Raw genomic sequence first — 13,268 nt, forward strand, 5'->3', positions numbered from 1 at the left:
GTCGGGCACTTCCACATTCGGGACTGCTCGGCGGATGTGGGGGTGCACGTGGGGGTGGGTGTGCGTCTCGTCGGTCGGCATGGGTGTCATCGTCCACGGTCAGGAGCGACTCTCAACCCAGGGCACATCGGTCGTGGCTGCGTACGGCAGCCCCCGCTCGGCCCACCAACGGGCGTGCGCGGCAAGCCGGCCCCGGAACTCGGACCAGTCCGGCGCCCGGCCCGTCCAGGCGACCTCGGCGACACCCGCCAAACGAGGCAGCAGCAAAGTGGAGATGTCCTCGAAACCAGTCAACTGCTCGGCGAACAGCGTGGCTTCGACGCCGGCCACACGATCCGCGGGAATGCCGTGGAGGTCGGGGCTCCACTGCGCGGCGTATTCGGTGCTGCGCGGCCGGTAGGTGGCGAAGCCCACGTCCGCGACGGCCGCCCGAACATCTTCGGGCAGGGTCTCGGGTGCGTAGCGCCGGTCGAGATACAGATGGGACTGCGGCGAGAGCAGTATCTGGCCGCCGCCGTCCAGGATGCGCCGGACGTCGTGGTCACTGGGTCCGAAGAAGCGTTTGAGTGCACGGAACACCTCCACCCCGTGCCCGGTCGACGCCAGGTCGGGGCGAGCGGCCAGCTCATCCGGGGTGTCGGGGAGATCCATCATCTCCACGTCCACCCAGTGTTGCAGGACGTCGCCCGGCGCGAGGCCGGCCCGCGAGGCCTCCTGCCAGCAGACCGGCTTCTTGCCGAACTTCCTTATCGTTTCACGGAGTTCAGTGACCGCATGGGAGAAGGAATCCGCGGTGATACCGAGCGCCTCGTCGCCGCCGACGTGGACGAAGGGACCATCGGTGAGCGCACAGACCTCGGCGAGGACGGCGGACACGGTCGTGCGCGTGGTGTCGTCGGCCAGGTCCAGCGGTGGTGTGTACGAGTAGCGACCGCGCAGCCCCTCGGGGGCCGGGGCCGGCGGCAGGTCCGGCAGGGCGCGGCGCAGGGCGGCACAGTGCCCCGGAAGGTCGATTTCCGGGATCAGGGTGATGTGCCGGGCGGCGGCGTAGGACTGCAGGTCCCGATATTCGGCGACAGTGTAGAACTCTCTTTTCCCTGCCGAGCCTTGAGAGGTGAGGGCGGGGAGCGAGGGGATCTGGAGGCGCCAGCCCTCGTTGTCGGTCAGGTGCACGTGCACGACGTTGAGCCGGTACAGCGCGGCCACGTCGATGAGGCGGCGCAGCTCGTCCGGCGAGAGAAAGGTGCGTGCCGGGTCGAGCATCAGGCCGCGCCAGGCGAAGTGCGGCCCGTCGCGCATCCGGCGGTGCGGCAAGTGGGTTTCGGTGAGCAGCAGTTGGGCGGCAGCGACTCCACCGCGCAGGGCGCCGGCCGGGGTGCGGGCACGGCAGACGACACCGGCATCGTCGACGTCCAGGGCGTACGACTCGTCCGGTGGCTCACTCTCGCCGGTCGGCGCGACGCCGAAGGTGCGGCGCGGCGCGGCAGGCGCGTCCTGGTCGGTCAAGGTGAGTGCGGGGCCGGTGGGCGGGGCCGCAGCGGATACTCGGGCGCCGAGGTGCGGAGCGAGCAGCTCCCGTACGGTCTCGGCCGCGGAAGCGAACTCGCGCGTGGCACTGCGGACCCGCCAGGGTGCTCCGATGGGTGGGCACAGCAGGCCCGGCCCCATCCGGGCGTCAGCAGGCCCGGGAATGAGTGCGGACAACACAACCTCCCTCCGGCCGGAGCCCGGAGGCGCCCCCGGCCACGTCGTCAGGGCGCGACGGACGGCGCCTCCGGGCAAGTGCCTCCGGGGTTCGACGCGCCCCCACGTCGCCTCTTCCACACGGTGCGGCACCACCTGTACGCTAACACGAAAACCGATCAATGAACGCTTTTGGCGAGAGGGCCCGGAGGTCGCTCTCGTGAGAGGAGAAGCTCCATGGCGTCGCCCCAGCCCGGGACCGAACTCGCCCTGCCCGAAGACTTCTTGATGGGGGCCGCGACCTCCGCACACCAGGTCGAAGGCAACAACATCGCCAGCGACTGGTGGGCCCTGGAGAACGCACCCGACACGTTCGTCTCGGCACCGAGCGGCGACGCAGCCGACAGTTACCACCGCTGGCCGCAGGACATGGACCTGCTGAGCGAACTCGGCTTCAACGCCTACCGGTTCAGCATCGAGTGGGCGCGAATCGAGCCTGAGGCCGGACGCGTGTCGCGAGCCGCGCTCGCCCACTACCGCGCCATGGTGGAGGGCGCGCGGGCACGCGGCCTCACCCCGGTGGTGACGTTGCATCACTTCACCTCACCGCGCTGGTTCAGCGAGCGCGGCGGCTGGCGGGCACCGGACGCGCCGGACCTCTTCGCCGAGTACACCCGCACCGCGCTGGAGGTACTGGGTGGCCCCACCCGGGTCGCCACTGTGAACGAGCCCAACATGCTCGCTCTGATGTACTCGCTTCGCCGGTACGCCGCCGAGCACGGCTGGTCGAGCCTGGCGCGGGGCCGAGCCGAGGGCGGTGCCGCGTTCAATCCGGCGCTGATCGCTCCGGACGAGGTCGTCACGCGGACGCTGATCGAGGCGCACCACCAGGCCCGCTCGGTGCTCCACGAGGCCGATGCCAGACACCAGGTGGGCTGGACCGTGGCCAATCAGGTCTACCAGGCCGAGCCGGGCGCCGAGGCGGCCGCGGCGGCGTACGCCTGGCCCCGCGAGGACCTCTTCCTCAAAGAGGCCCGCGCCGACGACTGGATTGGTGTGCAGGCATACACCCGGCACCTCATCGGCCCGGACGGCCCGCTGCCCGTCCCGGACGGCGCACCCACGACGCTCACCGGCTGGGAGGTCTACCCGGAGGCGCTCGGCGAGGCGATCGCGCACACGGTCGAGGTGACCGGCACGGGCGTGCCGATCGTGGTCACGGAGAACGGCATCGCCACCGCCGACGACACCGAGCGTATCGCCTACACACGCCGGGCCCTCGCCTCCCTGGCCGAGCAGCTGCGGGGTGGCGCGGACGTGCGCGGCTACTTCCACTGGAGCGCCCTGGACAACTACGAATGGGGCACCTTCGCGCCGACGTTCGGGCTCATCGGTGTCGACCCCACCACTTTTGCCCGCACACCCAAGGCGTCCGCCCGATGGCTGGGTGCGCTCGCCGCGGCGGGCCGGCTCCCGGGCGCCGGATCCACGTCCCGGCCGGTACCGTCCGCCGCACGTTAGGGTGAGGCACATGGCGAAACGCGGTCCCTACGAAAAGGGCGAGGCCAAGCGTAAGGAGATCCTGGAGGCTGCGCTCGACATCTTCGCGGCCGAGGGCTACCGCGGAACTTCACTGCGCAAGGTCGCGGCACGGTGCAACATCAGCCTGCCCGGACTGATGCACTACTTCGACTCCAAGGAGGACCTGCTCACCCAGGTCCTGCGGATGCGTGACGAGGCGGCCCGCGTACGGCAGGAGCAGCGCACCGGCCCCTATCGGTACCGGGAGGTCATCCGCGAGGGTACGGCGACCCCGGGACTCGTCGAGTTGTTCGTGTCGATGGCGGCCGCGGCCAGCGACCCCGAGCACCCGGCACACGAGCATTTCGCGAAGCGCTATCCCGTGATGCGGGGTCAGGTCACCGAGTGGCTCCGCGAGAAGCTGGCCACCTCGGACATGCGCTGCGACATCCCGCCCGAGCGGTTGGCGGCGCTGCTGATCGCGGTGGCCGACGGTATCCAGCTGCAGTGGCTGGTGGACCGCTCGGTCAACATGGAGCAGCCGATCGACGACGTGATGGCGCTGCTGATGCCGCCGGCCACCGCGGACGACGACAGCGACTCCTGACTCAGCACATCGAGGAGGGGTGGGAGCTCGACGGCCCCCGCCCCTCCTTCGCGTGCCGGTCCCTGCCGCACGGCCGCCACGGGACGAACGCCGTCAGCTCCCTGGTCCACGGCGGCCGGAATCTCAGCGGTGCGGCCGTGGCGTGTGGTGAACTCGGCGACGAACCGGTCGAGTTCACCCGTGGCGGTCATGAGGGCGCGAGCTGGGCCGTCGTCGCGGGTGAGGCCGAGCACGTCGAGTGCGCTCGTGATCTGTTCGCCGGCCCAAGGCCCGGCCGAGGGACGTTGAGGCACGAACCGGCGCTCCTCCTCAGGCGGCAGACCGATCCACAGGTCGAGGCCCACGACGAACGGGAGATGGCCAGGTCGACGGCCTGCTCCCCCCTCGTGCTGCACGCCGAGTTGGGCACCACCGGGGGCGCCTGCCTGGCCCAGGGTGAACGCGTCCCGCACCGCTTCCCAGCCGGCGGCGCCGTTTCCGGTCACCCGGCCCGGGCGCTCCTCGACGCGCTCACGACGTCTCCCGGGGCGCGGTGCTGCCGCCGGCCCTCTCTGTGGCGAGGCGATCCACCAGCGCCGACAGCCCCTCCGCACCGAGCGGGCTCTGCGGGAACTCGGCGATCACGTCGAGGGGGACGCCGGACAGGAATCGGTGCACGAGCGGGTCGTCGAGCGCCGACGGCGGCCCGTCCGCGCCACGTCCTTCGGCGAACGCGGCGGCGAGCGCGGGGGCGCCCTCGGGGTGCGCGTACCACTCGGCGAGCGTGTTGCGTCCCGTGAGGGTGAGCCGGGACGGGTCACCCTGTACGTCACAGGGCGCCGAGAGCCGGATGTCACGAGAGGAGGCGCCCACGTCAATGCGCCACGTCCCTCCTTCGACACGCCAGCCGGCCTCGCGTTCGCTGTAGTGGGCGAAGTCGTCGCGCGCCAGCGTCACCGTGGTGTCCCGCTGCTCGCCAGGGGCGAGTTCGACACCGGTGAATCCGCGCAGTTCGCGCTCGGGACGCACGACCGGCGAGCCGTCCGGACCGTGCAGGTAGACCTGGACGACCTCGCGCCCTGCCCGGTGTCCGGTGTTGGCCACGGTCACGGTGACCTCGGCGTGCTGCGCGTCGGCGTCCCATGACACGCGCAAGTCCCGGTGTTCGAAGGTGGTGTAGGACAGACCGTGGCCGAACGGGAAGGCCACCGGGGTACGCCGGGCGTCGTGACCACGGTGTCCGACGAAGAGACCCTCCCCGTACCGCACCCGTCCCTCCTCGCCGGGGAACGACAGATACGAGGGACTGTCCTCGAGGCGCATCGGGACGGTCTCGGCGAGCCGGCCGCGCGGCTCGGCCGCACCGAGCAGGACGCGAGCGAGCGCATGACCGCCACCCTGGCCGAGAAGCGAGGCGTCGACGAGCGCGGGCACCCACTCCTGCCACGGGGCCGTGCACACCGTGCCACCGTGGGCGAGGACGACGACCACTCGGCTCTGGACAGCCACGACCCGTTCCAGCAGCGCCAGTTGGGCTCGGGGCAACGACAGGTGTTCGCGGTCGAAGCCCTCGGATTCGTCCTGCGCGGGCAGCCCGAGGAACACCACGGCGGTGTCACTGCGTGCGGCCAGGGCCTCCGCCTCGTCGGCGGCCGCATCGTCAGGGTGCCCGACGTTCCCGTCCGCCTCGGCGGGCCCGGTCGGCTCGCCGCCCGGCAACCGGTAGCCGGGAGCGAACGCGATGTTCGCCGTCGGCGCCAGCTTCCGCAGTTCGTCGAGGGGGGTGTCGAGCCGGGTGGGAGTCACCTGGGAGCTGCCGGCGCCCTGGAAGCGCGGTGTGCGGGCGAGTTCGCCGATCACCGCGAGGGTTCCGGGGCGGGTGCCGGGGTCGAGCGGCAGCAGCCCGTCCTCGTTCTTCAGCAGGACGACGGAGCGCTCGGCCACTTCCCGGGCCAGGGCGTGATGCCGGGGGAACAGCGTCTCGGCGGGCGGCGGCGGGGCATCGGCGGCGGTGACGCGCCGGGCGAGCAGGGCGATGCGCTCCACGGCCGTGTGCAGCGCCTGGGCCGGGAGGCGGCCGTCCTCAACAGCCGCGAGGACCTCCTGGTCGGTGCGACCGTCGGTGCCGGGCATCTGCAGGTCGAGGCCCGCCATCAGAGCCAGGGTCCGGTCGCGGACAGCTCCCCAGTCCGAGACCACGACACCGTCGAAGCCCCACTCGTCGCGCAGGACCGAGGTGAGGAGGTGTTCGTTCTCGCACAACGGCACACCGTTCACAGCGTTGTACGCGGCCATCACCGTCCAGGGCCGGTCCCGGCGCACGATGCGTTCAAAGGCCCGCAAGTACATTTCGCGCAGGGGCCGCTCGTCGATGTCGGCGCTGACCCGCATGCGGTCGGTCTCCTGGTTGTTCGCCGCGAAGTGCTTGAGGGACGCGGCCACCCCCGCACGCTGCAGTCCCCGCACCATGGCGCCGCCCAACTCCGCGGTCAGGTGCGGGTCTTCGGAGAAGTACTCGAAGTTGCGACCGCACAGCGGGGAGCGCTTGAGGTTGATGCCCGGCCCCAGGACGACGTGCACACCGAAGGCGCGAGCCTCAGCGGCGATCGCCCCGGCGACCCGCTGGGCGAGCTCGGGGTCCCAGCTGTTGCCCAGAGCCACGGCGGGCGGGAAGCAGGTGGCAGGGGCCGCGCTGCGCAGATCGGCCTGACCGCCGTTCCCTGCGTTCTTTGGCAGCCGCAGACCGTGCGGCCCGTCGGACATCAGCAGGGCGGGCACGCCCGGTGCCTCCTGCGTGGTGAAGTCGCCGCCGCCGCTGGTCAGGGCGGCCTGTTGGGAAAGCGGGAGACGCGAAACGGCGGAGGGCTGTTCGGCCATCGGACCTGCTCTGCTCGTGGTCTGAGCGCGTGTGCGCCGGAATTACAAAACCGTAAGTCGATCGGTTTTGGCACGTCAAGGACTCATCGACCGGTGCGGGCACGGGGATTGACGGCCAGAAACCGTTCATCGTATGGTTTTTGCGTTCGTGGGTCGCTCGCGCCCCGCGGCCTCCCATTTCCAGGAGAAGAGGTACGGCATGACGCTGCACCATCCACCTGCCCCCGACCACGCCGGCTCCACCGGGGGACACCGGGCCCGACCCGTCGCCGCACTGACTGCCGCCTGCGCCGTGACGCTGACACTCGCGGCGGCGCAGCCCGCCGCCGCAGCGCCCGCACCCGCGGCGCACTACGTGGCCCTCGGAGACTCCTACAGCTCGGGCCTCGGCATCCCCGCGCAGGCCGATGCCAACTGCGGCCGCTCCGAAAGCAATTACCCCTCGCTGGTGGCCCGATCCGTAGGGGCGGACGACTTCACGGACGTGACATGCGCCGGGGCGACGACCGCGGATATGACGCAACGTCAAGGTTCGGCTCCGCCCCAGCTCGACGCCCTGCGCCCCGACACATCTCTGGTCACGCTCGGCGTCGGGGGCAACGACCTCGACCTGACCGGCGTCATCACGCGGTGCGTCCTGTTGGCCCACCTGGCTCCCACCGGCGCGCCCTGCCGGTCAAGTTACACACCACTGGGCAACGACGTCATCGGTGGCCGCATCAACAGCGTCGGGCCGAAGATCGAAGCCGTACTGAAGGAGATCCACGCCCGCTCGCCGCAGGCACGGGTGCTCCTCGTCGGCTATCCCGCCATCGTGCCGGACGACGGCAGCTCCTGCCCCGACACCATCCCGTTCGCCACTGGCGACTTCGCCTGGTTCCGCGACAAGACCGAGCAGCTCGACTCCATGCTCTCCGAGCAGGCAAACGTCTACGACGCGGACTACGTCGACCTGTACACCCCCTCGATCGGGCACGACGCCTGCAAGCCGGACGGCGTGCGCTGGATCGAGCCGAAGGAGACGGAGCAGGCGGCCGGTTTCCACCCCAACGCGGCTGGACACCGCAGCGCCACCACGCAGGTCCTCGCCGCGCTCGACCGGTGAAGGACGGGCAGGCGCGCGATGAGCGCTTGCCCGGGGACGGCCCTTCGACCAGCGGCGCCGCCGGTTCCCCGCCCCAGGCCCAACTGCCCCGACACAGAGCCCTTTCCCACCGCCGCCGACCCGCACCCGGCCACCGGGCCGCACGGTCCGCGCGCGGCCCACGCCGGCCCTCCGGCCGCCGGACCTGAACGCCGAGACCATGCTGACCCTCATTTTCCGGAGAATCGCCGCAGGAGCCGTGCTCCTGTTGGTCATCTCCCTGCTGTCGTACCTGCTGCTGTCGATCCCGCACCACGACGTGGGCCGCCAGCTCCTCGGCGAGTCCGCGGCACAGCCCGCCATCGACGCCAAGAACACCTCCCTGGGCCTGGACCGGTCCGTGTTCGCCCAGTACGCGGACTGGCTCTCGCACGCGGTGCGCGGCGACTTCGGCACCTCGTGGTTCACCAGTGAGGACGTGACCCAGGCGGTGGCAGGCAGATTGCCTGTCACCCTGAGTCTGATGCTGGGCGTCACGCTCGTCACCACCGTCGTCTCCTTCCTGCTGGGAACATGGGCCGGTGTGCGGCGCGGACTTGTCGACCGCTGCCTCCAGGTCGCCGCGGTGGTCGGGCAAGCCCTGCCCGGTTTCCTGGTGACACTCGTCCTCGTCCTCGTCTTCGCGGTGAACCTGCACTGGTTCCCCGCCATCGGCTACACCGCCCTCGGCGACTCCCCGACGGGCTGGCTGTCCACCGTCACCCTGCCGGTGATCGCCCTGTCGGTGTCCGCCGTCGCCGGTGTCTCCCAGCAGGTGCGCGGCGCCGTCATCGACGTCCTGCGCCAGGACTACGTGCGGACGCTGCGGGCCCGTGGCCTGTCGTCGCGCCGCATCGTGTTCCGGCACGTCCTGCGCAATGCCTCGGCGCCCGCGCTGTCCCTGCTCGGCATGCAGTTCGTCGGCCTGCTCGGCGGCGCGGTCCTCGTGGAGCAGATCTTCGGGCTCCCCGGCATCGGCAGCATGACCGTCGCCTACACCACCCGCGGCGACATCCCGGTGATCATGGCCTTGGTCATGCTCACCGTCATCGGCGTCGTACTGATCAACCTGGCCGTCGACATTCTCATCGGCTGGCTCAACCCGAAAGCGAGAGTGACATGAGCCGGTCCGGTCACGCCCCCAAGGCCACGCCCTCAACGGTCCGACGCCCGCGCGCAGTCGGCAGGCTGCTGCGCAATCCGCTCGGTGCACTCTCGTTCACGCTGCTCGCCCTCGTCGTCCTCGCCTCGCTCCTCGCGCCCCTGCTGGCCCCGCAGTCCCCCACGGCCTCGGCCCTCGGCGATGCCTTCCGGTCACCGAGCGGCGCCCACCCGCTGGGCATGGACTCCGCGGGGCGCGACATCCTGTCCCGGATCCTGTACGGCGGCCGCAACACCTTGGCCGGCGCGCTCATCGCCGTCGGCATCGCCTTGCTCCTCGGTGTTCCGTCCGGGCTGTTCGCCGGGTACCGGGGCGGCACGTTCGACTCCGTGGCCGCGTGGATCGTCAATCTCGTCATGGCGCTGCCCGCGATGGTCGTGCTGCTGGCGTCCCGGGCGATCCTCGGTCCGAATGTCTGGGTCCTCATGATCGTGCTCGGGGTGTTGGTGGCGCCGAGCTTCTTCCGCCTGGTCCGCGGGGTCGTCGCCGACGTCCGCGGTGAGCTGTATGTCGATGCCGCGCGCATCTCCGGGCTGTCCGACACCCGGATCGTGACCCGGCATGTCCTGGTCGTGGTGCGGGGGCCCGTCATCATCCAGGTCGCCCTCGTCGCGGGGATCGCGATCGGCCTGCAGGCCGGACTCGAATTCCTCGGAGTGGGCAGCGGGACCACCGCGACATGGGGGGCCATGCTCAACGAGGCGTTCCAGAACATCCAGCGCGAACCAGCGCTCCTGCTCTGGCCCGGCCTCGCCCTCGGGCTGACAAGCAGCGCGCTCGTCCTGCTCGCCGCCGCGCTGCGCGACGTCCTGGAGGACCGCGCCGCGGCCCCGCCCCGCCGGTCCGCCACACGCACACGTGCGACCTCCGCGCCTTCGTCGTCGCAGGACGCCGGCCCACGGGCCGAGCTGCTCTCCGTCCGCGGCCTGAGCGTCGCGTACGCCCAGCCCGACGGCAGCGACAGGACGGTCGTGCACGGTGTCGACCTCGACGTGCGGCCCGGTCAGATCGTCGGCCTCGTCGGTGAGTCGGGTTCCGGCAAGACGCAGACCGCGTTCTCCGTCCTCGGCATCCTGCCCGAAGGCGGCCGCATCACCTCCGGCTCGGTCCGTGTGGACGGCCGGGAGGTCGTCGCCCTCCCGGAGCGGGATCACCGCGCACTGCGCGGCAGCACCGTTGCGTACGTGCCGCAGGAGCCGATGAGCAACCTCGACCCGGCGTTCACCGTCGGCAGCCAGCTCGCCGAACCGCTGCGGAGCGTCCTCGGCCTGTCCAAGCGAGAGGCCGCCGCACGCACCCTGGAACTCCTCGCCCAGGTCGAGATACCGGACCCTCGCCAGGTGGCCCGCCGCTACCCGCATGAGATCTCCGGCGGCATGGCCCAGCGCGTCCTGATCGCCGGAGCGATGTCCTGCGACCCGAAGCTCCTCATCGCCGACGAACCCACGACCGCCCTCGACGTCCGCGTCCAGGCGGAGGTCCTCGACCTGCTCCGGCGCCTTCAGGCCGAACGCGACCTGGGAGTCCTCCTGGTCACCCACAACCTCGGCGTGGTCGCCGACCTGTGCGGCCACGTCGCCGTCATGAACGCCGGCCGCATCGTCGAGACCGGCCCCACCACAGAGCTGCTCGACCACCCGCACGACCCCTACACCCGCACCCTGCTCGGCGCTGTCCTGGACAAGGAACCCGCCCGCGCCCCCTGGCAGCCGCACACGGCAAGGAGCGCCACCGCATGAACACACCGCCAGCCGCGCAGGTCCCGCTCCTCTCCCTGGAACAGGTCCGTGTCTCGTTCCGCGGCCGAGGCCGGCGCTCCTCTCGTACGGAGGTCCTCAAGGGTGTCGACCTCGACGTCCGCCCCGGTGAAACCCTTGGCCTGGTGGGCGAGTCCGGTTCCGGCAAGACAACCATCGGCCGTGCGATCCTCGGCCTCGTCCCGCTCGACTCGGGGCGGATCACCTTTGCCGGACAACGCATCGACGGCCTCGCGCGAGCCCGCCGCCGCGCCCTGAGCCGGGACATCCAGGTCATCTTCCAGGACCCGTACACCTCGCTCAACCCTGCCCTCACCATCGGTGACACCCTCGCCGAACCCCTCGTCGCGCAGGGGCGGGACGCCTCCCGCGCCCGAGCCCGCATCGCCGCCCTGCTCGACGGCGTCCACCTGCCGACCGACGCCGCCGGCCGACTGCCCCGCGAGTTCTCCGGAGGGCAGCGGCAGCGCGTCGCGATCGCCCGCGCCCTGGCCCTCGAACCCCGCTTCATCGTGTGCGACGAGCCGGTCTCCGCCCTCGACCTGACCACTCAACGCACCATCATGGACCTGCTGCTGGAAATCCAGGACGCGACCGACGTCGCCTACCTCTTCATCTCCCACGACCTGTCGGTCGTGCGCTGCGTCAGCCACCGCGTCGCCGTCATGCACCATGGCGAGATCGTCGAGTCCGGTGAAACCGATCCCCTGACCAGCACACCCGCACACCCCTACACCCGCTCGCTCCTTCTCGCCTCGCCCGTCGCAGACGTCGCAGCACAACACGACCGCAGAACACTGCGCCGCCAGAGCTTGCCGTGAGCGCGAGTCCAGACCCAGATTCGCTTGGACTGCCGGGGGTGCGGCCGAGTTCGACCGGCTGCGCAGGCGCGAGTACGAACTGTCGGCGTTCATCGTCGGCCACCGGTATTTCGCCGACTTCGACGGGCCGGAGGCTGTCGCGAAGCGGTCGCAGCTCAAGCATCAGGCGGCCTCCCAGCCCGCCGGGACCAGCGACGCACCAGAGGTGGCTGAAGCAGCCTAGGGCCTCGGACGGCGGCCCAGCGCCAACCCCACAGTTGGGCGGACCGGCGCCAACGGGCACGCAGTAGACCACGCGGACGCCTCCAGGCTGCGTGGAGAAACCGCCCGCCGCACGATGGCGGCATGTCTACTGCGCAGCCTGTTGTGATCTATCCGCCCGGCGAGGACGGCGGCCGGAACGTCCGTATCGACGGCACAATCCTCGGCCGGGCGCTGTCCGTGAAAGACATAGTCGCGCTCTTGCAGGAGGCTGGGCTGCGGTCCTTCGACGAGATGCACGTCGTCTACTCGGCGCTGATTGAGTGGCGGGGCGGCGGCCCGGAGGCATGGACGCACTGACGCACCCGGCCGGCCCCAGGGTTCGAGGACCGGGGCCGGCCGGGGAGCGGTAGTGCACCCACCGACTCCACTCGTGCAACGACCATCCAGGAAGGGCGTCACGTCGCACCCCTTGAGCTGGGGTGTTGCAACGACCACTAGAACGGAAGCTACGGCGTCGGGCCCTAGTGGCGGCGCGAACAGAGCATGGGCAAGTTCGTGCGCTGTGCAGATTTCTACGCCGGGCATCACAGGTGGACGGTGTTCAACACGCTGTGCTCACCCGCGCGGCGGGGTGGTGCCGGGCTGCGTACTGGCCGACCCGGCGCACCCTGGGGGTGGGGATGGAAGGCACGCCGATCGTCGTGCACCCGCCGCTCGGTACGGGAGCCCGGCGGGTGACCACACACCGGCAGATCCCCGGCCTCGCGCACTCCGATGACGACGTCGTGGAGTTCCTGCGTCGGGCCGGGCCGGAGGACGCCGACGCGCTGCTCGCTGATCCGGCGTGGGTGATGTGGCGGGGCGGGCGCGCACACCACTACAAGGCAGCGTGACCTGGACAGGGACGCCACACGAGGTCCGGGGGCGGAGTCCCTCAGGGTTTCCGCCTTCCCCGGGACCGCGGAGAGAAGGACGATGCCGAGGGCCGCCCCACCCACCTGGAACTCTGCCCGACGTGCGACCCCGGGAACGCACCACGTCCGGCAGCCGGCCTGCTGGTGCAGTTCTTCGCTGACGGCGGCGGCCGGGATGCCCCACGAGCGGAGGAAGGCGCGCGACTGATGGCCGAACGGACGAAGGAGTGCATGGCCGTCCACAGCTGACGCTGTCGCTCCAGGGTGACTCAATTCGCGAGGCCCACTCGGCTAGCGCTTGAAGGTCGTCCATCCCAGCGGAAGCCCTTCTCGCTGCGGATGCGGTCGCGTTCGCGGCGCTGGGCGGTCAGGACGTCGGGGCGCGCGGCGTCCTGCCTCGGATGGTCCGCGAGTTCACGGTCGACCAGCGGGTGCAGGGCTTGCCGAGCCCGGTGAGACGGGTGGCGGCCGTCCGGACGGCGAACTCCTCTTTGTCGTCCGCGAGTTGGCGGCCCGGCCGTCCAGCAGCGCCGATGCACTGCTGCTGCCACTACTTCGGCAGCACCTCCCTTGCTGTGGCAGTGATCGTTTCGATGGCCTGGGCAAGGACGGGGATGTCG

At 71.0% G+C, this 13,268-nt stretch carries 10 protein-coding genes and 1 pseudogene; 9 read left to right on the forward strand and 2 right to left on the reverse strand.

Annotated features, from left to right (window positions below; translation table 11 throughout):
• Nucleotides 1-99: 99 nt before the first annotated feature.
• Nucleotides 100-1,704 (reverse strand): family 20 glycosylhydrolase, encoded by a 1,605-nt coding sequence (locus ACWD2L_RS38305; protein WP_351340396.1) that lies wholly within the window; start codon nt 1,702-1,704, stop codon nt 100-102.
• A 216-nt stretch (nt 1,705-1,920) separates the two neighbouring features.
• On the opposite strand from ACWD2L_RS38305, the gene ACWD2L_RS38310 reads away from it, so the two are divergent.
• Nucleotides 1,921-3,204, forward strand: coding sequence for a glycoside hydrolase family 1 protein (locus ACWD2L_RS38310; protein ID WP_351340393.1), 1,284 nt, complete (start codon nt 1,921-1,923; stop codon nt 3,202-3,204).
• Nucleotides 3,205-3,214: 10 nt separating this feature from the next.
• Nucleotides 3,215-3,811: a TetR/AcrR family transcriptional regulator gene (locus ACWD2L_RS38315; protein WP_351340391.1), complete on the forward strand. Its 597-nt coding sequence runs from the start codon at nt 3,215-3,217 to the stop codon at nt 3,809-3,811.
• A 510-nt stretch (nt 3,812-4,321) separates the two neighbouring features.
• On the opposite strand, the gene ACWD2L_RS38320 is transcribed toward ACWD2L_RS38315, so the two are convergent.
• Complete coding sequence (locus ACWD2L_RS38320) at nt 4,322-6,667, reverse strand: glycoside hydrolase family 3 C-terminal domain-containing protein (RefSeq protein ID WP_351340388.1); 2,346 nt, start codon at nt 6,665-6,667, stop codon at nt 4,322-4,324.
• Nucleotides 6,668-6,866: 199 nt separating this feature from the next.
• Between ACWD2L_RS38320 and ACWD2L_RS38325 the strand changes: the two genes are divergently transcribed.
• The 7 genes and pseudogenes from ACWD2L_RS38325 to ACWD2L_RS38355 all read left to right on the forward strand — a co-directional run.
• Nucleotides 6,867-7,772 carry an SGNH/GDSL hydrolase family protein gene (locus ACWD2L_RS38325; protein ID WP_351340386.1) on the forward strand — a complete coding sequence of 302 codons (906 nt, stop codon included), beginning with the start codon at nt 6,867-6,869 and terminating at the stop codon, nt 7,770-7,772.
• Nucleotides 7,773-7,971: 199 nt separating this feature from the next.
• Complete coding sequence (locus ACWD2L_RS38330; RefSeq protein ID WP_351340384.1) at nt 7,972-8,913, forward strand: ABC transporter permease; 942 nt, start codon at nt 7,972-7,974, stop codon at nt 8,911-8,913.
• On the forward strand, nt 8,910-10,691 hold the full coding sequence (locus ACWD2L_RS38335) for a dipeptide/oligopeptide/nickel ABC transporter permease/ATP-binding protein (protein WP_351340383.1): 1,782 nt from the start codon (nt 8,910-8,912) through the stop codon (nt 10,689-10,691). The genes ACWD2L_RS38330 and ACWD2L_RS38335 overlap by 4 nt, the downstream gene beginning before the upstream one ends.
• Nucleotides 10,688-11,530: an ABC transporter ATP-binding protein gene (locus ACWD2L_RS38340; protein ID WP_351340380.1), complete on the forward strand. Its 843-nt coding sequence runs from the start codon at nt 10,688-10,690 to the stop codon at nt 11,528-11,530. Before ACWD2L_RS38335 ends, ACWD2L_RS38340 begins: the two co-directional genes overlap by 4 nt.
• Before the next feature lie 345 nt (nt 11,531-11,875).
• A complete protein-coding gene (locus ACWD2L_RS38345) occupies nt 11,876-12,091 on the forward strand; it encodes a hypothetical protein (RefSeq protein WP_351340378.1) in 216 nt (71 codons plus the stop codon).
• A 323-nt stretch (nt 12,092-12,414) separates the two neighbouring features.
• Nucleotides 12,415-12,627, forward strand: a complete 213-nt coding sequence (locus ACWD2L_RS38350) for a hypothetical protein (RefSeq protein WP_351340376.1) — start codon at nt 12,415-12,417, stop codon at nt 12,625-12,627.
• Between the two features lie 87 nt (nt 12,628-12,714).
• Nucleotides 12,715-12,897, forward strand: a pseudogene (locus ACWD2L_RS38355) (DUF6300 family protein); the annotation flags it as partial.
• Nucleotides 12,898-13,268: the final 371 nt, after the last annotated feature.

Source organism: Streptomyces sp. NPDC002754 (assembly GCF_053592315.1).

What these genes read in the sequence shown, in the direction of transcription:
- ACWD2L_RS38310 (WP_351340393.1), top strand. Translation starts at nt 1,921, where the DNA reads ATGGCGTCGCCCCAGCCCGGGACCGAACTCGCCCTGCCCGAAGACTTC.
- ACWD2L_RS38315 (WP_351340391.1), top strand. Translation starts at nt 3,215, where the DNA reads ATGGCGAAACGCGGTCCCTACGAAAAGGGCGAGGCCAAGCGTAAGGAG.
- ACWD2L_RS38320 (WP_351340388.1), bottom strand. Translation starts at nt 6,667, where the DNA reads ATGGCCGAACAGCCCTCCGCCGTTTCGCGTCTCCCGCTTTCCCAACAG.
- ACWD2L_RS38325 (WP_351340386.1), top strand. Translation starts at nt 6,867, where the DNA reads ATGACGCTGCACCATCCACCTGCCCCCGACCACGCCGGCTCCACCGGG.
- ACWD2L_RS38330 (WP_351340384.1), top strand. Translation starts at nt 7,972, where the DNA reads ATGCTGACCCTCATTTTCCGGAGAATCGCCGCAGGAGCCGTGCTCCTG.
- ACWD2L_RS38335 (WP_351340383.1), top strand. Translation starts at nt 8,910, where the DNA reads ATGAGCCGGTCCGGTCACGCCCCCAAGGCCACGCCCTCAACGGTCCGA.
- ACWD2L_RS38340 (WP_351340380.1), top strand. Translation starts at nt 10,688, where the DNA reads ATGAACACACCGCCAGCCGCGCAGGTCCCGCTCCTCTCCCTGGAACAG.
- ACWD2L_RS38345 (WP_351340378.1), top strand. Translation starts at nt 11,876, where the DNA reads ATGTCTACTGCGCAGCCTGTTGTGATCTATCCGCCCGGCGAGGACGGC.
- ACWD2L_RS38350 (WP_351340376.1), top strand. Translation starts at nt 12,415, where the DNA reads ATGGAAGGCACGCCGATCGTCGTGCACCCGCCGCTCGGTACGGGAGCC.